At 62.9% G+C, this 19851-nt stretch carries 22 protein-coding genes and 1 pseudogene; 10 read left to right on the plus strand and 13 right to left on the minus strand.

Annotated elements, in window-relative coordinates; translation table 11 throughout:
- Positions 1–7 precede the first annotated feature (7 nt).
- The 6 genes and pseudogenes from NLY44_RS07980 (at position 8) to NLY44_RS08005 (ending at position 6214) form a co-directional block, all read left to right on the plus strand.
- Positions 8–1174 carry a D-alanyl-D-alanine carboxypeptidase family protein gene (locus NLY44_RS07980; RefSeq protein ID WP_023805221.1) on the plus strand — a complete coding sequence of 389 codons (1167 nt, stop codon included), beginning with the start codon at positions 8–10 and terminating at the stop codon, positions 1172–1174.
- 72 nt (positions 1175–1246) lie between these two features.
- On the plus strand, positions 1247–1921 hold the full coding sequence (gene tmk, locus NLY44_RS07985; RefSeq protein WP_023701723.1) for a dTMP kinase: 675 nt from the start codon (positions 1247–1249) through the stop codon (positions 1919–1921).
- On the plus strand, positions 1918–2973 hold the full coding sequence (locus NLY44_RS07990) for a DNA polymerase III subunit delta' (RefSeq protein ID WP_023745049.1): 1056 nt from the start codon (positions 1918–1920) through the stop codon (positions 2971–2973). The genes tmk and NLY44_RS07990 overlap by 4 nt, the downstream gene beginning before the upstream one ends.
- A gap of 90 nt (positions 2974–3063) precedes the next feature.
- Positions 3064–4614: a methionine--tRNA ligase gene (metG, locus tag NLY44_RS07995; RefSeq protein WP_023805222.1), complete on the plus strand. Its 1551-nt coding sequence runs from the start codon at positions 3064–3066 to the stop codon at positions 4612–4614.
- A pseudogene (locus tag NLY44_RS08000) lies at positions 4614–5401 on the plus strand (TatD family hydrolase). Before metG ends, NLY44_RS08000 begins: the two are co-directional and overlap by 1 nt.
- Positions 5402–5404: 3 nt before the next feature.
- On the plus strand, positions 5405–6214 hold the full coding sequence (locus tag NLY44_RS08005) for an MBL fold metallo-hydrolase (RefSeq protein WP_023805224.1): 810 nt from the start codon (positions 5405–5407) through the stop codon (positions 6212–6214).
- A gap of 23 nt (positions 6215–6237) precedes the next feature.
- On the opposite strand, the gene NLY44_RS08010 is transcribed toward NLY44_RS08005, so the two are convergent.
- Positions 6238–6999, minus strand: a complete 762-nt coding sequence (locus NLY44_RS08010; protein ID WP_023736650.1) for a GNAT family N-acetyltransferase — start codon at positions 6997–6999, stop codon at positions 6238–6240.
- Between the two features lie 746 nt (positions 7000–7745).
- On the opposite strand from NLY44_RS08010, the gene NLY44_RS08015 reads away from it, so the two are divergent.
- Positions 7746–7982, plus strand: coding sequence for a hypothetical protein (locus NLY44_RS08015; protein ID WP_023805225.1), 237 nt, complete (start codon positions 7746–7748; stop codon positions 7980–7982).
- Positions 7983–8058: 76 nt separating this feature from the next.
- Here NLY44_RS08015 and NLY44_RS08020 read toward each other — a convergent pair whose 3' ends face one another.
- The 9 genes from NLY44_RS08020 to NLY44_RS08060 all read right to left on the minus strand — a co-directional run bounded on the left by NLY44_RS08020 (position 8059) and on the right by NLY44_RS08060 (position 14350).
- Positions 8059–8388 (minus strand): hypothetical protein, encoded by a 330-nt coding sequence (locus tag NLY44_RS08020; RefSeq protein WP_023696110.1) that lies wholly within the window; start codon positions 8386–8388, stop codon positions 8059–8061.
- On the minus strand, positions 8385–8534 hold the full coding sequence (locus NLY44_RS08025) for a hypothetical protein (protein WP_023696109.1): 150 nt from the start codon (positions 8532–8534) through the stop codon (positions 8385–8387). Before NLY44_RS08025 ends, NLY44_RS08020 begins: the two co-directional genes overlap by 4 nt.
- Before the next feature lie 44 nt (positions 8535–8578).
- A complete protein-coding gene (locus NLY44_RS08030) occupies positions 8579–9481 on the minus strand; it encodes an alpha/beta fold hydrolase (RefSeq protein WP_023805226.1) in 903 nt (300 codons plus the stop codon).
- Between the two features lie 70 nt (positions 9482–9551).
- Complete coding sequence (locus NLY44_RS08035) at positions 9552–10328, minus strand: DUF8605 domain-containing protein (protein ID WP_245261307.1); 777 nt, start codon at positions 10326–10328, stop codon at positions 9552–9554.
- A gap of 107 nt (positions 10329–10435) precedes the next feature.
- Positions 10436–11212 carry a pyrroline-5-carboxylate reductase gene (locus NLY44_RS08040; protein WP_023668939.1) on the minus strand — a complete coding sequence of 259 codons (777 nt, stop codon included), beginning with the start codon at positions 11210–11212 and terminating at the stop codon, positions 10436–10438.
- Positions 11213–11235: 23 nt separating this feature from the next.
- The gene (locus NLY44_RS08045; protein WP_023668938.1) at positions 11236–12114 is read right to left on the minus strand and encodes an aldose 1-epimerase family protein; all 879 of its coding nucleotides are present in this window, start codon (positions 12112–12114) and stop codon (positions 11236–11238) included.
- 174 nt (positions 12115–12288) lie between these two features.
- A complete protein-coding gene (locus tag NLY44_RS08050) occupies positions 12289–13005 on the minus strand; it encodes a Bax inhibitor-1/YccA family protein (protein ID WP_023710521.1) in 717 nt (238 codons plus the stop codon).
- Between the two features lie 38 nt (positions 13006–13043).
- Positions 13044–13820 carry an anti-sigma factor family protein gene (locus NLY44_RS08055; RefSeq protein ID WP_023805228.1) on the minus strand — a complete coding sequence of 259 codons (777 nt, stop codon included), beginning with the start codon at positions 13818–13820 and terminating at the stop codon, positions 13044–13046.
- Entirely contained in the window at positions 13817–14350 is a 534-nt protein-coding gene (locus NLY44_RS08060) for a sigma-70 family RNA polymerase sigma factor (RefSeq protein ID WP_023688465.1), read from the minus strand. The genes NLY44_RS08055 and NLY44_RS08060 overlap by 4 nt, the downstream gene beginning before the upstream one ends.
- 175 nt (positions 14351–14525) lie before the next feature.
- Here NLY44_RS08060 and NLY44_RS08065 point away from each other — a divergent pair, with 175 nt between their 5' ends.
- The 3 genes from NLY44_RS08065 (at position 14526) to mazG (ending at position 17182) form a co-directional block, all read left to right on the plus strand.
- Positions 14526–14963, plus strand: coding sequence for a DUF3592 domain-containing protein (locus NLY44_RS08065; protein WP_023706554.1), 438 nt, complete (start codon positions 14526–14528; stop codon positions 14961–14963).
- Between the two features lie 129 nt (positions 14964–15092).
- Entirely contained in the window at positions 15093–16277 is a 1185-nt protein-coding gene (locus tag NLY44_RS08070) for an amino acid aminotransferase (protein ID WP_023805229.1), read from the plus strand.
- Positions 16278–16357: 80 nt separating this feature from the next.
- On the plus strand, positions 16358–17182 hold the full coding sequence (gene mazG, locus NLY44_RS08075; RefSeq protein WP_023805230.1) for a nucleoside triphosphate pyrophosphohydrolase: 825 nt from the start codon (positions 16358–16360) through the stop codon (positions 17180–17182).
- A gap of 6 nt (positions 17183–17188) precedes the next feature.
- Here the strand turns inward: mazG and hflX are convergent, their stop codons facing one another.
- The 3 genes from hflX to NLY44_RS08090 all read right to left on the minus strand — a co-directional run bounded on the left by hflX (position 17189) and on the right by NLY44_RS08090 (position 19832).
- Complete coding sequence (hflX, locus tag NLY44_RS08080) at positions 17189–18580, minus strand: GTPase HflX (RefSeq protein ID WP_023738873.1); 1392 nt, start codon at positions 18578–18580, stop codon at positions 17189–17191.
- Positions 18581–18826, minus strand: coding sequence for an RNA chaperone Hfq (gene hfq / locus NLY44_RS08085; protein WP_006202172.1), 246 nt, complete (start codon positions 18824–18826; stop codon positions 18581–18583).
- A gap of 145 nt (positions 18827–18971) precedes the next feature.
- Positions 18972–19832 (minus strand): D-amino-acid transaminase, encoded by an 861-nt coding sequence (locus tag NLY44_RS08090; RefSeq protein WP_023668930.1) that lies wholly within the window; start codon positions 19830–19832, stop codon positions 18972–18974.
- Between the last annotated feature and the right edge of the window lie 19 nt (positions 19833–19851).

Consider the following 19851-nt stretch of genomic DNA (forward strand, 5'->3'; position numbering starts at 1 on the left):
CCTCTTCATGCGATTTCGCCTTTTCCACCCTTTTGCCGGGCTTTTTGGCCTTGGCTTCTTGCTTGCCGCGCTGGTTCCGGCCAACGCGCAGCTTTTTGAGACCAAGGCCACGCAGGCATTCATGATCGATGCCGAGACAGGCACGGTGCTGTTTTCCAAGGATGCAGACCAACCGATCCCGCCGGCCTCGATGGCCAAGCTGATGACCATGGAGATGGTCTTCAACGCCATCAAGTCGAAGCGCATGAGCCTCGACGACACCTTCGTGGTTTCGGAAAATGCCTGGCGCAAGGGCGGTGCGCCTTCGGGAACGTCGACCATGTTTGCCAAGCTCAAATCGGCGATCCGGGTCGAGGACCTGATCCAGGGGGTCACCATACAGGCCGCCAATGACGGCTGCATGGTGCTGGCCGAAGGCATGGCCGGTTCGGAAGAGAATTTCGCGGCGCAGATGAACGATCGCGCCCGCAAGATCGGGCTGGCGAAATCGACATTCGTCAATTCGACTGGCCTGCCGGCCGACGGCCAGCAGACGACGGTGCGCGAACTGGCGCAGCTTGGCCTGCATATATGGCGCGAATATCCGGATCTCTATCTCTATTACGGCCGGGCCGATTTCACCTGGAACAAGATCTCGCAAAAGAACCGCAACCCGTTGCTGGCCATGGGCATCGGTGCCGATGGGCTGGCGGTCGGGTCGAGTGAGGCGGGCGGTTTCGGCATCGTCGGCTCGGTCAGCCATGACGGGACCAGGGTGTTCGCGGCGATGAGCGGATTGGCCAATGATCGCGAGCGCGCCGAGGAAGCGCGCAAGCTGCTCGAATGGGGCGTCCGCTCCTTCGAGAAGACCGAGATTTTCGCCAGCAACGAAGTGGTCGGCGAGGCCCAGGTGTTCGGCGGCGCCAAATCCAGCGTAGCGCTGAAGGCAAAGGCGCCGATCGACGTCCTGCTGCCGATCGCCAACCGCGACAAGCTGACCGCCAGGATCGTCTATCAGGGGCCGGTATCGGCGCCGGTGGAGGAGGGGCAACCCGTCGGCGCGCTGCGCGTCTGGATCGGCGATACGCTGAGCCAGGAAACGCCGCTTTTCGCCGCCGAATCGGTCGGCGTCGGCACGTTGCCGCAACGCGCGTTTGATGCCGCCAGGGAACTGGCCGTAGGCTGGCTGCGTTGAGTTCCTGCGGCGTGGACCTTTTCTCGGGCGCGGACTAAGACACCAGCGCAAAGCAGGACAAAGGCCTTTCGATTGGCAAGCGGATTTTTCATCACCTTCGAAGGCGGCGAGGGCGCCGGCAAGTCGACGCAGATCGAACGGCTGGCCCAGAAGATGCGCGCCAAGAAATACGATGTCCTCCTCACCCGCGAACCCGGGGGGTCACCCGGCGCCGAGGCGGTCAGGCACGTGCTCCTGTCCGGCGCCGCCGAGCCTTTCGGGCCGAAGATGGAGGCGCTGCTGTTTGCCGCCGCGCGCTCCGACCATGTCGAGCAGGTCATCCGGCCGGCGGTGGAGCGCGGCTCCATCGTGCTTTGCGACCGTTTCCTGGATTCGTCGCGCGTCTATCAGGGCGTCACCGGCGGCCTCGATCCGGCTTTCATGGAAGCTCTGGAGGAGGTCGCCATCAACGGCATGATGCCGGACATGACGCTGATCCTTGACATTGACCCCGCCGAGGGCTTGCGGCGCGCCGCCGCGCGGCGTGGCGCCGAGGACGGTCCGGACCGCTTCGAAAAGGAGACGCTGGACATCCACCAGCGCCGCCGTGACGCCTTCCTGGCGATCGCAACCGCCGAGCCGGACCGCTGCATCGTGATCGACGCGTCGGCGCCTCCCGCTACGGTGGAGGATGTCATCACCGCGGTGGTGTTCGCCGCACTTGAGGCGAGGGCGCCCGCGCGCAACCGACAGGCGGCGCCCGCATGATCTTCGAACGCATCGCTCCCGAGCAGCACGACACGCTGGACGGTGTACCGGAGCCGTCCGAGACGCTGCGCCTGGTCGGCCATGAGCAGGCGGCCGCGATGCTCGCTGCCGCCTATCGCTCGGGAAAACTGCCGCATGCGGTGATCTTTGCCGGGCCGATCGGCATCGGCAAGGCGACGCTTGCCTTTCACCTGGCGCACCATCTGTTGAAGCATCCGGCCTTCGACCAGGCGCCGGATGTGTTTGCCGTTCCCGATCCGGCCTCATCGCTGTTTCGCCAGATCGCCACCGGGGCGCATCCCGGCGTGCTGCACCTGACCCGGCCGCTGAACGACAAGACCAAGAGTTTCAAGACTGTCGTCACCGTCGACGAGATCCGCAAGGTCAACCGCTTCCTGTCGCTGACCTCGCATGACGGCAGCTACCGGGTGGTGATCGTCGATCCGGCCGACGACATGAACACCAACGCCGCCAATGCCTTGCTGAAGAACCTCGAGGAGCCGCCGAGCCGCACGCTGTTCATCCTCATCGTGCATGCGCCGGGCAGCCTTTTGCCGACCATCCGCTCGCGCTGCCAGATGGTGCGGCTGACGCCGCTCGATGCCGGCAGCCTGATGAGCGTTCTGGAAACCGTCGAGCCGCCGCCACCTTCCGATCCTGCCGCGCGCGCGGCACTGGCGGAACGGGCAGGGGGCAGCGCCCGCAATGCGATCCTTCTGACCCAATATGGCGGGCTGGAGATTGCCGGCACGCTCGACGCCCTGGTCACGTCGGGCAGGAGCGACATCGCCGGCGCCTATCGCCTTGCCGAGGCCGTCGCCGGCCGCGACCAGGCGATCCAGTTCGACATCTTCAACCGCCGCGCGCTCGATCTGCTCTCCACCGGCGCCAGTGAAGCCGCGCTGGCTGGGGATCTCGCGCGGGCGAAAACGCTGTCCGACACTTGGCACGAGGCGCTGAACGCCATATCTGAGACCGATACCTACAATCTTGACAAGAAGCAGCACGCCTTGACCATGATCGACCGCCTGAATTCCGCAATGCGAATGTGACCGGTTTCGGCATTGGGGCGGGATGGCAATCGCCGTCTCGATGCGATATCCACCGCTCACATTCATTCGGCCATTCATGACGGTTAATTCATGTTACGCGACACATTCTACATCACAACACCGATTTTCTATCCGAACGGCAAGCCGCATATCGGCCACGCCTATACGGTCATTGCAACCGACGCGCTGGCCCGCTTCCAGCGCCTGGACGGCAAGGACGTGCTCTTCCTCACCGGCACCGACGAACATGGCCTCAAGATGCAGCAGACGGCCGAGAAGGAAGGCATAACGCCACTCGCGCTTGCCGACCGCAACTCGGCGATCTTCCGTTCGATGACAGAGGTCCTGGGCGGCTCGAATGATGACTACATCCGCACGACGGAACCACGCCACTACGAGTCGTGCCAGGCGATCTGGAAGGCTATGGCGGCCAATGGCGACATCTATCTTGACCGCTATAGCGGCTGGTATTCGGTCCGCCAGGAAGCCTATTTCGAAGAGAGCGAAACCACGCTCGGCGACGACGGCGTGCGCCGCGAGCCACTTGGCTCGCCGGTCGAATGGAATGAGGAGGAAAGCTACTTCTTCAGGCTTTCCGCCTATCAGGACAAATTGCTTGCGCTGTACGAAAGCCAGCCCGATTTCGTCGGTCCGGCCGAGCGTCGCAACGAGGTGATGAGCTTCGTCAGGTCCGGCCTCAAGGATATCTCGATCTCGCGCACGACCTTCAATTGGGGCGTGCCGGTGCCGGGCGACGACAAGCATGTGATGTATGTCTGGGTCGATGCCCTGACCAACTACATCACCGCTGCCGGCTATCCCGACACCAAGGCCGAGCAATGGCGCTACTGGCCGGCCACGCACATTATCGGCAAGGACATCGTCCGCTTCCATGCCGTCTACTGGCCGGCTTTCCTGATGTCGGCCGGCATCGAACTGCCGAAGCGCGTCTTCGCGCATGGCTTCCTGTTCAACCGCGGCGAGAAAATGTCGAAGTCGGTCGGCAATGTCGTAGACCCCTTCACCATGGTCGAGCACTACGGCCTCGACCAGGTGCGCTATTTCTTCTTGCGTGAGGTGCCATTCGGCCAGGACGGCAGCTACAGCCATGACGCGATCGTCAACCGCACCAATGCCGATCTCGCCAACGGTCTCGGCAATCTGGCGCAGCGCTCGCTGTCGATGATCGCCAAGAACTGCGGCGGCGTGGTGCCGCATCGCGGCGAGCTGACCGAAGCCGACAGCGCGATCCTCGACCAGGCGGTGGAAGCGCTGGGTACCGCGCGCCAGGCGATGGCGGAACAGGGCATCCATCTCGCGTTGGCGGCGATCTTCGGCGTTGTGGCGGAAGCGGATCGCTACTTCGCCTCGCAGGCACCCTGGGCGCTGAAGAAGACCGATCCTGCGCGCATGGAAACGGTGCTGTGGACGACCGCCGAACTGGTGCGGCGCGTGGCATTGCTGTGCCAGCCCTACATTCCGGGGTCGGCCGGCAAGCTGCTCGATCTGCTGGCGGTGCCGGCGGACACGCGCGACTTCGCGCATGTCCATGCCGACTATGCGCTGGTGCCCGGCACGGCGCTGCCCGCGCCGGAGGGCGTGTTTCCGCGTTATGTCGAAAACCCTGAGGCGAGCGCCTGATGCTGGTCGACAGCCATTGCCATCTCGAGTTTCCGGATTTCACCGAGGAGCGGGCGGCCATCGTCGCCCGCGCCAAGGCTGCCGGTATAGGTCACATGGTGACCATCTCGACACGCGTGAAGCGGTTTGCGCAAGTGCTTGAGATTGCCGAGAGTTTCGACGAAATCTATTGCTCGGTCGGCACTCATCCTCACAATGCCGGCGAAGAGCTGGATGTGACGGCTGAGGACCTTGTGCGCCTGTCCGCGCACCCGAAGGTGGTGGCGATCGGCGAGGCCGGGCTCGACTATTTTACGACAAGGCGCCACGCGATGCGCAGGCGCAGGGCTTTCGTACTCACATAGCGGCCGCGCGCGAGACCGGCTTGCCGCTGGTGATCCATTCGCGCGATGCCGATGACGACATGGCTGCCATCCTCGAAGACGAAACAGGGAAGGGCGCCTTCCCCTTCATCCTGCATTGTTTTTCGTCGGGGCGACGGCTGGCCGACGTGGGCGTCAAGCTTGGTGGCTATGTGTCCTTCTCGGGCATACTGACCTTCAAGAACTCAGCCGATTTACGCGCCATCGCAGCCGATGTGCCGCATGACCGGCTGCTGGTCGAGACCGACGCACCGTATCTGGCGCCGGTGCCGTTCCGCGGCAAACGCAACGAGCCGGCCTATGTCGCGCATACAGCCAAGGTGCTGGCGGAGACGGTCGGCGTTGGCGAAGCCGAGATCGCGACGCTGACGACGGCGAACTTCTTCCGGCTGTTCGGCAAGATGCCGCGGCCCGCCGGGCTCTGACGCATGAGCGACCGGCTGCGCCTCACCATCCTCGGCTGCGGCTCGTCACCTGGCACGCCGCGCATCACCGGCGATTGGGGCAATTGCGACCCGGCCAATCCGAAAAACCGGCGTACACGCTCAGCCGCGCTCGTCGAGCGGATAGCAGCCAACGGCGCCAGAACCACGGTCGTCATCGACACCGGGCCTGATTTCCGTGAGCAGATGCTGATGGCGGCCGTCCGGCGCATCGACGCCGTCGTCTATACGCATCCGCACGCCGACCACATCCACGGCATCGACGATCTGCGCGGCTACGTGCTGGAGCAGCGCCATTTGATCGATGTCCATGCCGACCAGCCGACCATGCTCAGGCTGCGCGAAGCGTTCGGCTATTGCTTCGAGACGCCGTTTGGCAGTTCCTATCCGCCGATCGTCAGGCCGCACATCATCGATCACGCAAGGGCGGTGACGATCGAAGGCGAGGGCGGTGCCCTCACCCTCGAGCCGCTGCCGCAGATCCATGGCGACATCATTTCGCTCGGCTTCCGCATCGGCGGGCTGGCCTACTGCCCCGATATAAGCGACTTCCCGGATGCCACCGCCGAGCGGCTGCGCGGCCTGGAAATGCTGGTCATCGATGCCTTGCAGTACCATACCCATCCCAGTCATCTGTCGCTCGTTCAGGCGCTTGGCTGGATTGAAAAACTGGCGCCGAAACAGGCCGTGCTGACGCATATGCATGTGCCGCTCGACTATGCCACGGTGAAGGCCGAGGTGCCGGCCAACGTCACTCCGGCCTATGACGGCATGGTGATCGAAATTCCTTTATGAGACAGCATGATACGAGCAGATCTTTATAAGGACGTTCGGTTCTTCGGCGCGAAGATCAACAGCGTTCCAATCCGCTCATAGCCCATGCGGGGATAAAGCAGCGCTCCGGCACGCGTCGCCAACAGCATCGAGCACCGCGACCCATGCGCTTTGTCGTCATGCAGCATTTTGGCCATCAGCGCCTGGCCGATGCCTCGACGCCGGTGCGAAGGCTCGACAAACATTGCCGAGCACCATGTGGCGCCGACGGCGTCTATGCTGCGCACACGCCCGACGATGGCGTCGCCATCGAGCGCCACATACTGGCGAAACGGCGCATCGTCGCCGAGTTGATCGTCTGGAAGTGGCCGCCTGCGTATGACCTTTCCCAGTTGTGCAGCGCGTTCAGCCGTCCTCACGCGTTCGATAGAGACGATTGCTGGCGGGTCTGGAATTTGGCGCAGCGACTGGATGAAAAAGCCTTCCGTCCGCAGCAGCCGGTAGCCGAGCGCCTTGTAGGCCGTTCGCGTTGGTTCGTCCGGGCCGTCATTCGCGATCACGACCGAAACGGCAAAGCCCGGCCGCGCATGCTGCCGCACGATGGCATCGGCTTCCTCGGCGGCGACGTCATGGACGATCCATTCTTCGCCACGGTAGTCGCGTGCATTCTTGCGCTCGGCATCGCGCATCAGCCACAAGGGTCCGACGCGGCTGGCTTCGTATGGAAAGGTGCGGCTCTTGTCGGTGCTGAAGCCGTGCACGAACACTTCGATCGCCGCTTCGATGTCACGCTTTCCTGTCGTCATCGACACAGCGTAGCGTTGGCCAACGGCTCATGCCAAGTCATCTGATGCTGGCCTCCGATCCAGCCAGCATCTTGAATCACAAAACCACTCTCACGCTTCTGTCAAAATCTGAAACGCTCTATGAAAGTCCGCGTCCTTTCCCAGCTGCGGCCTGATGCATAAGTTCCATAATCTATCTTATGCGACTTTCATATGTGGCTGCTGCTTCCATTAGCGGCGTGCCAATATACGCCCTGCTGACTGAGATGCAGGCCGGCGCTCACTGGGCGGTCACCATCCCACCATCCCATGGTTGCGATACAACGCATGATTTGCCGACAACGTCCCAACGGGTACCCTCAGGGGCATCCATCTGCCAGCGATCTGGCCTGCTGACGCGCGGTTCGTATAGCTTCCCCGAATGCAATCGTTCCCCGAGGTCATCACTCACAACTACGATCCCCGTCGAGGACCGTGCAGAAATATTTGCGAGCTGTCCGAAGAGCAGGCAGAACGGGTTCTTGACGAGATCAGAGCGTCTGGGCTGCGCGCTATCAAAGCAAACTACTTGGAGAGGCGACGATTAACGGAGGAATGGCTCATTCGAGAACGGCGCCGACTGCTTGGGCCCACGAAGCTAGAGCGTCCGGTCTATTTCTTAGCTTGGCGACTTTGCCGACGGCAAAGACCCGTCACGGCCAAGCTCACTCGTTATGCGACTGCGAGAGTTCCCACCGGAGACGCTCACTTTCACCTATCCAGACAGCATGGCAAGTCTTCCGATCGCGACGCGTGACGATCTTCGCCCCCAACGAAAGCGATACCACGGGCAAGTGTTTACTCTTGGTGAGATCGAAGCCGTCGTGGCCGAATTTGGGATGCCCGGTGAGCGCTGGAAGACCGATCCAACGATGAAGTATGACAAGTTCATCGAGGTGCAGGTATGGGATGATCGCCTCATTAACGAGCGGCTGCTTCAGGTCGATTCCCCCCTCTCCCCTTAGCGATTGGGATGGCGCCTTTCGCAAAGGCCTCGACTTCCTGCTCGACGGGCTGGCACCAGGATAACGAACAGGAGCGTCATCCCGAGAAGCTTTCCAGGAGGCCGCTGAAGGCTGCTGCGATTGCAACAAGATGGAAGACGCCAAGGGCCAGCCATCTGGAGCCGCCGGCGCCCGCAACAAATGCCCCATAGGCAGGAAACTGCAGCGCAGCCAATCCGATGGAAAGGCCGGTGATCGTTGTGTTGGTCAACAGCGTTGCCAGCATGGGGACCGGATAGAGAAGTCGCGCCAGCCCATAGTCGCCATGCCCGGCTCCGGCCGAATAGAGCGCCAGGAAAAAGGCGACGGGCGTGATGCCGAGGCCGACAAGGAACCCTGCCCGCGAGGAGAATTTTGGCGACGTCATCTGGCCATGGCCATGGCAGCGGACGGGTCGCGGTCGTCAGGCGCGAGCTTGGACGAAGTGACAAGCAGCTTCTCCTGATCGGCCCGCGACTTCGGCTCGATCGCGATTTGCAGCAGAGGCCAGGGCGCGGCAGACTTTTCCATCATGACGCCATGGTTGCAGATCGATCCGATGACCGCAACGGAGGGGTCTACGCCCGGCCGGCCGCCCTGCCCGTCCCTTTCGCTTCCTGACTGTGGACGCGCGCCAGAAAATCGCGCACCAGCGGAAGCGCCTCATCGAAATGGGTTTCGAGCAACCAGTGGCCGGCGCCGCCGATGAGATGAAGTTCTGCTTCCGGCAAATCGCGCTGGTAGGCATGCGCCGATTGCGCCGGCATGTAACCATCCTCGGGACCCCAAACGATGAGCGTCGGAGGTTGGTGCTCGCGCAGAAAGCTCTGATAGCGGGGGAACCAGCCGAGGTTCGCCTCCAACTTCTCCATCAGGTTGACCGCGAGCCGCCGGCGGATCGGCGTGTCCATCAAAGGCCAGTGGAGTTTCCAAAGATCGGGAGGCACGCGCTCGGCTACAGCGTCATCCACCTCTCCGACAAACTCGTGCCGGAAGCCCTCCTCGCTTACCGCCTCTTCCAACGGCCGATGCTTTTCGGGCGTCTTTTCCTTCCAATAGGCTTTTATCCCAGCGTATTTCGGCCCGAGAACATCCTGGTATATATCGCCGTTCTGGATGATGAGTGCCGCGATGCGCTCGGGATGTGCGATGGCGTGGCGCAGTCCGATCTGAGAGCCATAATCGTGCAGCCAGAGCGCATAGCGCGACGTGCCGAGCGCATCGGCGAAAGCTGTCAGAAACCCGGCATAGGCATCGAAATCATAGCCAAAGTCCGACATTTCGGGCGTGCCGCTGTAGCCAAAGCCGGGAAAGTCCGGCGCGAATGTATGCCAGCGATCGGCAAGTGCCGGCATCAACCGTCGGAATTGATAGGACGAGCACGGATAGCCGTGCGGCAGGAGAAGGACGGGAGCATCAGGCGGGCCGTCTTCGCGATAGAAGATGCTGTTTCCGTCAATGTCGATCCGGCGATGTTGCAATTATACCTCCTTGCTCAAAGCTTGCCCGCCACTTTGTTTACGGCGCTCGGGCAAGAAGGTTCCCTTGAAGTCAGGGCGTGACGGCTTCCGGCTCTCCATTGCCCGACAGGATCTGCAGCGTTCCGCGCGTGGCGTTGCGGAACGCATCGTCGAAACTGACGCCACGTACCTGCCAGCGATACTCCTTATCCTTGAAGCTGAGCCGCCAGTCGCCGACCCAGCCCAGCGCTTCCTGGCGCCATACCAAAGTGCCGGCAAGCAGGGCGTCCCCATCCAGCGTGTTGGCCACGTCGGCGAGCGCGACGTCGGACGGCCGAGGCAACTCCAGCGGCAAACCGGTCCGGTGCGCCGCGTCCGCCAGCGCAACGCGCATATCCGCCGCAAGCTCGCCGCCGCCATCGCGCACCAGCGTGAAGCCGTCGCCTTTCATCGGCCTTACATCCAGCAGTGCGACCATTTTTGGCCGCGGCACCGCCCACGGTTTGCGCCCGAGCGACGCCAGCAAGGCATCGATCTTGTCCGGGTCGAAATCGGCGGTGATGTAATGCGGCCGGTCGTGGGTGCCCTGCTCGTCATGCGGCGGGCGGTTGTTGAGCAGGTCGCGGTAGCCGACACCAGTGACATAGTCGGCCGCGTGCCGGCTCATGTCCGCAACACGCGGGTCGCCGATCAGCCGCGGGTCGCCGGAAACCTTGACCAGCACCTCTTCAAGGCACGGCGCCAGGCCCCAGGCCCGGTTCTCCTCGCCAGTGCCGCTGGTCACCGATTGCGCGCGGTAGAGGCTGGCGCGGTCGATGTCGGCGGCAGCGACCGGAAAGACAATCAGCACAGCCAGCGCCGCTGCCACAAAGCCCAATTTCAAGCATCCAGGCACCCGCCGACCCTCCCGAAACGGTCCGGAACATCCGTTGGAGCCATACTCCTGATCATCAGGGAATTTCAAGGTACCGCCCATCAAGGCGTATCGCCGACGATGCGCCGGTGTACGCCGTCCAGGCTCTCGGTGAGCGCCTCGAACATGTTTCGCGCCGTGAGTTCGCGAAGAACCTGTTCGTTGATGCCGCCGCGCGTCGCATAGTCCTGCGCCAGATGCATGAAGTCGGCATCCGGCGACATATCAGGAGCGCATCCCAAGGCTTTGAAAAGCGAGGCGATGTAATCGCGCCCCTTCCCTTCCTCCACGCCATTCCTCTTGAGCCAGCTGTTAATCGTATCGAGATATCTAAAGTAGCTGGCATAGGTTGCGGTGGCCACGCTCAACGCGTTGAATTCGGCTGGGTTCTCGACCTCGATCACTTTCCCCAGATTGCCGAACAAGGCAGCGACAGTGGCATCCGGCGGGCAGATGATCGTTGCCCCCAGCCGGTGGGCGATCATCGGCATGGGCAGCGCTTTCGTCACCTGGTGCGCGGGTGCGGTCAAGCGGGCAATCTCCTCGCGCGGCAGCGTGGCGATCAAGCTGATGAGGTGATGCTCGCGCCGAAACCGCAAACCCGGCAGGACGTCATGCGCAATTTGCGGCCGGACAGCCAGCATGACCAGGTCGCATTGATCGAGAACCGCCTGATTGTCATCAGCGATACGCACATCCGGATAACGGGCTGCCAGCTCTGCGGCGATCTCTTCATTGCGCGGCGACAGCAGCACGGAGACGGAGTTATCCGCGACGGATTTGAGCCCGCTGACAATGGCCGCTGTAAGGGCACCCGTGCCGATGAAGCCAAGTTTCATCGCGCCTGTCTCTGGTTCATCGGTCACAGCGGCGCATGCTCGAGCCGTACCTGATAGCTCAGCACGCGCTTTTCACCGGGCGCGATCAGCATCACGCCCGGCTTGTCCGCGAACTCGCCATCGAAATCCACGGGGCTGGCAAGCCCGTGCCAGGGTTCGATGCACAGGAACGGAGCGCCGCCCGGCTTCGACCAGATGCCCAATTCCTTAAAACCCTGCCACGACATCTCGATCGCCGCACCGTTCGCGGCGGCATAGCGCACGCTGGTGCTGGCCGGCCGGTCGAGGATCACGGCGTCTGCCTCGAACAGCTGTTCGGAAAGCGCCAGCGTTTTGCCTTCGATAGGCGTCGGCCGCGGTGCAGCCAGCACCAGGCCATCCTTCAGCCGGCGGATCGGCGCCGGCTCGTCCTGGGCAAAGGTCAGGTGGTAGTCTGTCTTGGCGAGCCCCGGCTGCAATGGCCAATTGAAAGCCGGATGTGCACCGATGGAGGCTGGCAGCGTCTCGTCGCCGGTGTTGGCAATCTCGAAGCTCACACCAAGTTCGCGACGCTCGAGGGTGTAGGTGATGGCAAGGCGAAAGGCGAACGGATAGCGCGTGCGTGTATCGGCATCGTCGGTCAACACCAGCGTGCAGGATCGGGGGCTCGCGTCAGCCCACACAAATGGCTTGTCGCGGGCAAATCCGTGCTGCGTCAGGGGATAGACCCGGCCCCGATGGCGAAGCTGGTCCCCCTTCAGCCGGCCGACGATCGGAAACAGCACCGGCGAATGCCGCCGCCATTCCGGCCCGGCCTGCCACAAAAACTCCAGACCCTCGGCATTGCGCAAGGAGACGAGCTCGGCCCCCTGCCCGACAATGGTTGCCGAGATGCCGTCGCCCTGAAGCGTCACTTGTTCCATGCGTTCTCGCGGAAAGCTGCGTGCGAGCGGCAGGTTAGCAAAAGCCCGCATGGACTCAAGGGCGCAGCGACATCGCGCTGATAGAGGAGCGATGTCTCCACGCCAAAACGACAGTGGCCGGAGATTCTCCTCCGGCCACTGCGAGATCGAGATTGTTGCCTTGCTACGGTTCGACTATTCGCGTTCGCCGGTGAAGTTCAGCAGCAGCTGGAAGATGTTGACGAAGTTCAGGTAGAGCGACAGCGCGCCGAAAACGGCAAGCTTCTGCTGCGATTCCGCGTCGAAATTCTCCGCATACTGTTCCTTGATCGTCTGCGTGTCCCAGGCGGTCAGGCCGACAAAGACGGCAATGCCGATCACCGAGATGGCGAACTGCAGCGCGGTCGAGCCAAGGAAGATGTTGACGACGCTGGCGATCACCACACCGATCAGGCCCATGATCAGGAAGGACGAGAACTGGGTCAGGTCGCGCTTGGTCGTGTAGCCGTAGAGGCTGGTGGCGCCGAACATGGTAGCGGTGATGAAGAAGGTGCGCGCGATGCTGGTGCCTGTGAAGACCAGGAACACCGAAGCCAGCGACAGGCCCATCACCGCGCAGAAGGCCCAGAACATCAACTGGGCGCTCGCCGCCGACATCGTCTGCATCTTGAACGAGAACAGCAACACGAAGGCGAGCGGCGCCAGCATCACCACCCATTTCAGCGGGCTGGAAAAGATCGGCACGTAGAGGGCCGGCGTCGAAGCGACCACCATGGCGACGATGCCGGTGACGACGAGGCCAATGCCCATATAGTTATAGACGCGCAGCATGTGGCTGCGCAGGCCCTCGTCATAGACGGCGCCGGCGCGCGCGCCAGTGCCCATGCGGTATCCGAGGTCAGGGGTATTCATGCGGGTTCTCCTTATGTGGTCTCAGTAAAGCGTCTTGATCAGTAAAGTGTCTTGGCAAGCGTCTCGGCGGCGCGGTCGAGGTCGTGGACATCGCTGCGCGCGACGACCGCGTACGCGACCTCGCCGATCTGGAAATAGGCAGAGGAGATGTCGCCCGATGGCGCGATGGCAGGCTTGACGACGTCGAAGGTTCCAGGCCGGATCGCAAACAGCGAGACCAGCCCCATATCCTTCGTCTCCAGCGCCACTTCGACGCTCGGCCCGAAGCGCGACGGATAGATCTGCACGTCGCGAACCTTCCAGTCCTTGGGCAGCGATGGCATGACGATTGCGGTGGCGGCGCGGATTTCGTCGCCATTGTAGTTGGGCGCCTCCAACTGCGAGGGCATCGCCTCGCGCATGAGCGTCGTCTTGTGCGCCCGGATCGCTTCTTCGACATAGGCGGGCGGCGGCGGCGAAGCCACAACCTTGGTCACCAGCAGCGGCCCGAAGAGGCCGTTCGCCAGCCAGCCGGCAGCGACAAAGATGGCGACCGCCGCCGCCCGCTGCAGCACGGCGAAGACGCGGCGACTGGCCAGCCCCCTGCCCAGCCGGCGCGCGACTTCAGTCGTCGCGGGCCGCGCCATTCCTGTGGATGCGGCCAGCGCCAGACGCAGCTCGTCGCGCGTCCTCAAATCGGACATCACCCGGGCCGCTGCCTCCGGACGAGCCGACAGGAACGCCTCGACCTCAATGCGGCGCGCGACATCCAGCTGGTCGTCGACATAAGAATCGAGATCGGTATCGGTCACCGGGTCCCGCAACAGGTCGGTCATGACGGGTCTCCCACGATCCTCAGATGGCTTTTGGCCGGCGAAGGTGCAGCGTTTTCCATCTCGCGCAGTGCTGCGCGCGCCCTGCCGATGCGCGACATCAGCGTGCCCAGCGGCACCCCGCTGGCGTCGGCGGCCTGCTGGTAGGAAAGGCCCTCGATGGCGACCAGATGCAGCGCCGAACGCTGCTCCTCCGGCAGACTGAAAAAGGCCTCGCGCACCTGCGCCAGGCGCACGGAATGTTCCTGAGGCGCCGGCGTGCTGGCATCGGTGAGATAGCCGGCCTGCTCGACACGCGCTGCTTCCGACCGGCGCGAGCGCATCTTGTCGATGAAAGCGTTGTGGACGATCGACAGCAACCATGCCCGCAGATTGCCGCCCGAGCGGAATGTGTCGCGCCGCTCGTAGGCGCGCACCAGCGCATCGTGCACCAGATCCTCGGCGTCAGTGCCGTCGCGCGTCAGCGAGCGTGCGTAGCGCCTGAGCGAACCCAGCTGTCCGACAATATCGAAGCGTGGCATCGACCGTTTCATGCCCCGTTTACGAAACAGGCGGGGATCTTAATCCATCGCCACCAAAACTTTTTTGCGTCGCCACAATAGGCATCATGCAATCAGAAGTCCGCTGCGCACTTACCCATCTCCCGTGCGGCAGATGTTTGCTTTATGGATGAAGTCTAGCCTTATCCGTCTGTCCCAGGAGCAAAAGATGGCCAATGGTAGTCGTGTAACGGGTTTTGCAGCGTTGCCGATCGTCGGCAGGGTGTTCATCATCTTTGGCATTGTCGGACTGATCGCTTCCGGCGTGCTGGCCATCGTCGAGATGTACGGCCCTCGTACCGCTTCGGCGACAGGCAGGATTGTCGCCGCCGAATACAATCCCCGCATCGAGTTCTCGACCGCCGACGGCACCGTTATCCGCTTCAACAATGCCGTCCACAGCTCGTTCTGGGGTGATGGCGACAGCGTCCCTGTCGCTTACGACCCAACCAATCCGCAAAATGCCTCCGTCGACAGCTTCGCCGGACGCTGGTTCCTTGCCGGGCTGGCCGGCATGCTCGGCGGTTTCTCCCTGCTGACCGGCATCGGTCTCGCCGTGATTGGACGGGTGCTTATCCGGCGGATTGGAATGAACCCGTCGCCATAGCCGCCGACCCCTGCCGTACAGACAAAGCTTGGCGTAGCGGTCCAGTACGCTAGCGGACTGGCGCAGATGGAAGCACTGGCGAAACGCGGCCGCTTTGCGTATTACTCCGCCGCCATTGGAGCCGTATTGATGTTCGAGACCCTGCAACCTGCCCCGGCTGACAAGATCATCGCCTTGATCGGCCTCTATCGCGCCGATCCGCGCCCCGGCAAGATCGATCTCGGCGTCGGCGTCTACAAGGACCGCGACGGCAGGACGCCGGTCATGCGCGCCCTGCGCGAGGCCGAGAAGCGGTTGCTGCAGGACCAGGACACCAAGACCTATCTCGGCCTTGCCGGCGACACCGGCTTCAACACGGCGATGGTCAAGCTGGCCTTCGGCCCCGCTGCCGACATGACGCGCATCCGCGCCGCGCAAGCGCCTGGCGGTTCCGGCGCGCTGCGGCTGGTGGCGGAGCTGTTGAAGCGGACCCGCCCCGACGCAACCGTCTGGCTGTCGGACCCGACATGGCCGAACCACCCGCCGGTGATGCGCGGGGCCGGCCTCAAGGTGCGCGATTATCCCTATTTCGATGCCGTTTCCGGCGCGGTGCGCTTCGACGAGATGCTGGCAACGCTTGGCGCAGCCGAGCCCGGCGATATCGTGCTGCTGCATGGCTGCTGCCATAACCCGACCGGCGCCAATCTCGATATCGCGCAATGGGCCAGCGTCACCGATCTTGTCGTCGAGCGCGGGCTGTTGCCCTTTGTCGACATTGCCTATCAGGGCTTTGGCGAAGGCCTGGACGCCGATGCGGCCGGCTTGCGCCTTCTCGCGGGCAAGGTGCCTGAAATGGTCGTTGCCTCGAGCTGCTCGAAGAACTTTGCCGTCTACCGCGACCGCGTCGGCGCGGCGATGATCCTGGCGAAGGATGGTGCGCAAGCCGATGTGGCGATGAGCCAGATGCTGGCGGCGGCGCGCGCCATGTATTCGATGCCGCCGGACCATGGCGCCGCCGCCGTGCGCATGGTGCTGGAAGATGATGGCCTTCGCGCCGACTGGGAGGCGGAGCTGGAGGAGATGCGGCTGCGCATGCTGAGGATGCGCGTCCAGTTCGCCGACGCGCTGCGCCGGCAGTCCAACTCCGACCGCTTCGACTTCATCGCCAGCCATCGCGGCATGTTTTCCAGGCTTGGCCTGACCGAGGCGCAAGTCGAGCGGCTGCGTGCCGAGTATGGCATCTACATGGTCGGCGACAGCCGCATCAACGTTGCCGGCCTGCCCGAGGACGGCATGGATGACCTCGCCAAGGCGGTTGTGTCGGTACTCGGCTGATACGGCTGAGCTGTGGACAAGGTCAGGCCGCCAGCTGACAGCGTTGGCCGCACGACAGGCAGCGGGATAGCATTCGCCGCATGAAACCTTCGCGCGACATTTCCCGGCTGATCGAGATCATGGCGGCGCTCAGGGCGCCGAAGACCGGCTGTCCCTGGGACATCGAGCAGGATTTCTCGACCATCGCACCCTATACGATCGAGGAAGCCTACGAGGTGGCGGACGCCATTGCGCGCGGCGATCTCGACGATCTGCGCGACGAATTAGGCGATCTCCTGCTGCAGGTCGTCTACCACGCGCAGATGGCTGAGGAAGCCGGCGATTTTGCCTTCGGTGATGTGGTCGAGGCCATCACCACCAAGATGATCCGGCGCCATCCGCATGTCTTCGGCGACGAGAAGGCGCGCAGCGCCGGCATGGCAAAGGGCATGTGGGAAAAGATCAAGGCTGAGGAAAAAGCCGAAAAGCGAAGTGCGCGCCTCGCCCGCGGCCTCGACCCCGAGGACAATGGCAAGGGTTTCCTGGACAGCGTGCCCGTCGCCCTGCCCGCTTTGACTCGTGCGCTGAAGCTGCAGGAAAAGGCAGCACGTGTCGGTTTCGACTGGAGCGAGGCAGCCCCCATCCTCGACAAGATCGAGGAAGAGATCGGCGAACTGCGCGAGGCGCTGGCCAAGGGCGAAACGGCTGAGATCAAGGACGAATTCGGCGACATGCTGTTTGCCGTCGTCAATCTGGGGCGTCACCTCAAGCTCGATTCGGAAGCGGCGCTCAGCGGCACCAACGAAAAGTTCCGCTCGCGCTTCCACTATGTCGAGCGCGCGATCGATGCGTCGGGAAGCACGCTCGAAAAAGCCACGCTGGACGAAATGGAAGCGCTCTGGCAGCAGGCCAAGAGCGCGAAATAATCAGGCTTACTGCCTGTTTTTGCGGTGCAATCGGCTTTCGATCTCATGCCGCGCGCTGTGCGTGGCCTTGAGTGCAATGGTTGCGCTGCCATCCTCATTGTCTACCCGCGAAACGACGTCGCCATTGCGGTAGAGCCAGTCGACAAGGCCGAACTGCGCCGGTTCGATCGTCACCGTCAATTCCTCGAGTTCGCCCGACATCCTGGTCTCGATCAGCGCCTTCAGCGCATCGATGCCTTCGCCGGTGACGGCCGAGATGGCGATCGGCGGCGCCTTGTTGGCGTCAGTGCCGTCGGCAAGCAGACGCTCGCGGTTGCCGTCGTCGAGCAGGTCGACCTTGTTCCACACTTCGACGACGCGCTTGGCATCGCCGGCATCGACGCCGAGATCGGCGAGAATGCGCTCGACGTCCTCGGCTTGCGCTGCGGTATCCGGATCCGAAATATCGCGCAGGTGGATGACCAGATCGGCCTCGACGACCTCTTCCAGCGTGGCGCGGAAGGCGGCGACCAGATGCGTCGGCAGGTCCGAAATGAAGCCGACTGTGTCCGACAGGATGATCGGCGTGCCGTGCGGCAGGCGCACGCGGCGCAGCGTCGGGTCGAGCGTGGCAAACAGCATGTCTTCGGCCAGCACGTCGGCCCCGGTCAGCCGGTTGAACAGCGTCGACTTGCCGGCATTGGTGTAGCCGACGATCGCCACCACCGGGAACGGCACCTTCTTGCGCTTGGCCCGGTGCAGGTCGCGGGTGCGGCGCACCGTTTCCAGCTCATGCTTGAGCTTGATGATTTTTTCCTGCAGCTGCCGCCGGTCCGATTCGATCTGGGTTTCGCCGGGGCCGCCGAGGAAGCCGGCTCCGCCGCGCTGGCGTTCAAGGTGGGTCCAGCTCCGCACCAGGCGGCCCTTCTGGTAGTTGAGATGGGCAAGTTCGACCTGCAGCGTGCCCTCCTTGGTCCGCGCGCGCTCGCCAAAAATCTCCAGGATCAATCCGGTGCGGTCGAGCACCTTGGCATTCATTTCTTTTTCGAGATTGCGCTGCTGCACCGGCGTCAGCGGATGGTCGACGATGACCACCTCCGCGTGACCCTCTTTGACGATCTCGGCGAATTCCGCGACCTTGCCGCTGCCGAGCAAGGTCGCCGGGCGTGGATCGTTGACGGTGACCACCGCCGTGTGGATCAGATCCAGGTTGATGGCGCGGGCAAGGCCGACCGCTTCGTCGTGGCGCGCATCCGCCGAACGCGTCAGCCGTGGACGGTTCGTTTCGTCATCGTTGCGCTGATGCCGGGTAAGCACCGGCACAATGACAACCGCCCGGGTCGGACCTGTGGCTTCCGTCCCGGAATTATGTGCTGGTTTCCCGCGGACGCCGCGGTCCGCGTCTTTTTCACGTGCCAATCAGGCGCCCTGGCTTTCCTCGCCATCGAACATCTGAACCGGCTGGCTCGGCATGATCGTGGAAATGGCATGCTTGTAGACGAGCTGGGAGTGGCCGTCACGGCGCAGCAGAACACAAAAATTGTCGAAGGAAGTGACCACGCCGGTCAGCTTGACGCCGTTGATGAGAAAGATGGTGAGTGGATTTTTGCTCTTGCGAACAGAATTCAGGAACAGGTCCTGAAGGTTTTGCGATCGTTCCGCCATTGTTCTTGTCTTTCGCCGATCCCCTTCGGTTTGCAGGCTAATGCGCCAAATTAGCGGGCACATGTCAAGCTTGCAAACACCCCCTTGCCGTCAGTAACGACAAGCAGAACGAGATATATTGATGTGCAGTCCGTCTGTGCGGTTATCAGGCTGGACTTTTTTCCGCAACGTCAAAAAAGGCTTGCCGCAATGAAAGTGTTATCGAACCGGGGTGCCCATTGGCGACCGCGGCACCGTCGATTGCCACGACCGGCATGGCGATTGTCGTTGCCGAACTGATGAAAGCTTCTCGCGCCGCCTTGGCTTCAGTGACTGAAAACCCGCGCTCCTCGATCGTCAACCCGAGCTTTGCCGCCACTTCGAACATGGTCGTGCGGGTGATGCCGCGCAGGATGCCATGCTCCGCCGGCCGGGTGACCAGAACGCCGTCCCTTGTAACGATCCAGGCGTTGGACGAGCCGCCCTCCTTGACGTTGCCATCGGTGTCGACGAACCAGGCTTCCTGGGCGCCGGCCTCCTTGGCTTTCTGCTTGGCCAGCACGTTGGGCAGCAGGCCGGTGCTCTTGATGTCGACCCGGTCCCAACGGTTTTCCGGCACGGTGATGACCTTGATGCCCGCCTCGGCTCGCTTGGCGGCCGCCGCCGGGTCGGCCTTTCTGGCCGTAATCACCAGCGATGACGGTGTATCGGCCGGGAAAACGAAGTCGCGGCTGGCAACACCGCGCGTAACCTGGACATAGACCAGGCCGTTGACGACGTGGTTGCGCCGCACGATCTCGCGCAGAAGAAGCGGCAGCACACCCTTGGTGACCGGCCAGTCGATCGACAATTCGCTAAGGGAGCGGCTCAGCCGGGCAAGATGGCGCGGCATGTCGACGATAAAGCCCTGCGCCACCTCGCAGACCTCGTAGACGCCGTCGGCGAATTGATAGCCGCGATCCTCGATATGCACGGCAGCGTCGGCATGGGCGACATAGCGCCCGTTCACATAGGCAATGCGCGGCATGGGTGATCCCTCAGAAAAG

Source organism: Mesorhizobium sp. C089B, assembly GCF_030323125.1.
Taxonomy (GTDB): domain Bacteria; phylum Pseudomonadota; class Alphaproteobacteria; order Rhizobiales; family Rhizobiaceae; genus Mesorhizobium.

Excerpts from the sequence above, each read along its gene's own strand:
- NLY44_RS07980 (WP_023805221.1), top strand. The coding sequence starts at position 8 with ATGCGATTTCGCCTTTTCCACCCTTTTGCCGGGCTTTTTGGCCTTGGC.
- NLY44_RS07990 (WP_023745049.1), top strand. The coding sequence starts at position 1,918 with ATGATCTTCGAACGCATCGCTCCCGAGCAGCACGACACGCTGGACGGT.
- metG (WP_023805222.1), top strand. The coding sequence starts at position 3,064 with ATGTTACGCGACACATTCTACATCACAACACCGATTTTCTATCCGAAC.
- NLY44_RS08005 (WP_023805224.1), top strand. The coding sequence starts at position 5,405 with ATGAGCGACCGGCTGCGCCTCACCATCCTCGGCTGCGGCTCGTCACCT.
- NLY44_RS08010 (WP_023736650.1), bottom strand. The coding sequence starts at position 6,999 with ATGACGACAGGAAAGCGTGACATCGAAGCGGCGATCGAAGTGTTCGTG.
- NLY44_RS08015 (WP_023805225.1), top strand. The coding sequence starts at position 7,746 with ATGGCAAGTCTTCCGATCGCGACGCGTGACGATCTTCGCCCCCAACGA.
- NLY44_RS08020 (WP_023696110.1), bottom strand. The coding sequence starts at position 8,388 with ATGACGTCGCCAAAATTCTCCTCGCGGGCAGGGTTCCTTGTCGGCCTC.
- NLY44_RS08025 (WP_023696109.1), bottom strand. The coding sequence starts at position 8,534 with ATGATGGAAAAGTCTGCCGCGCCCTGGCCTCTGCTGCAAATCGCGATC.
- NLY44_RS08040 (WP_023668939.1), bottom strand. The coding sequence starts at position 11,212 with ATGAAACTTGGCTTCATCGGCACGGGTGCCCTTACAGCGGCCATTGTC.
- NLY44_RS08045 (WP_023668938.1), bottom strand. The coding sequence starts at position 12,114 with ATGGAACAAGTGACGCTTCAGGGCGACGGCATCTCGGCAACCATTGTC.
- NLY44_RS08050 (WP_023710521.1), bottom strand. The coding sequence starts at position 13,005 with ATGAATACCCCTGACCTCGGATACCGCATGGGCACTGGCGCGCGCGCC.
- NLY44_RS08055 (WP_023805228.1), bottom strand. The coding sequence starts at position 13,820 with ATGACCGACCTGTTGCGGGACCCGGTGACCGATACCGATCTCGATTCT.
- NLY44_RS08060 (WP_023688465.1), bottom strand. The coding sequence starts at position 14,350 with ATGAAACGGTCGATGCCACGCTTCGATATTGTCGGACAGCTGGGTTCG.
- NLY44_RS08065 (WP_023706554.1), top strand. The coding sequence starts at position 14,526 with ATGGCCAATGGTAGTCGTGTAACGGGTTTTGCAGCGTTGCCGATCGTC.
- NLY44_RS08070 (WP_023805229.1), top strand. The coding sequence starts at position 15,093 with ATGTTCGAGACCCTGCAACCTGCCCCGGCTGACAAGATCATCGCCTTG.
- mazG (WP_023805230.1), top strand. The coding sequence starts at position 16,358 with ATGAAACCTTCGCGCGACATTTCCCGGCTGATCGAGATCATGGCGGCG.
- hfq (WP_006202172.1), bottom strand. The coding sequence starts at position 18,826 with ATGGCGGAACGATCGCAAAACCTTCAGGACCTGTTCCTGAATTCTGTT.
- NLY44_RS08090 (WP_023668930.1), bottom strand. The coding sequence starts at position 19,832 with ATGCCGCGCATTGCCTATGTGAACGGGCGCTATGTCGCCCATGCCGAC.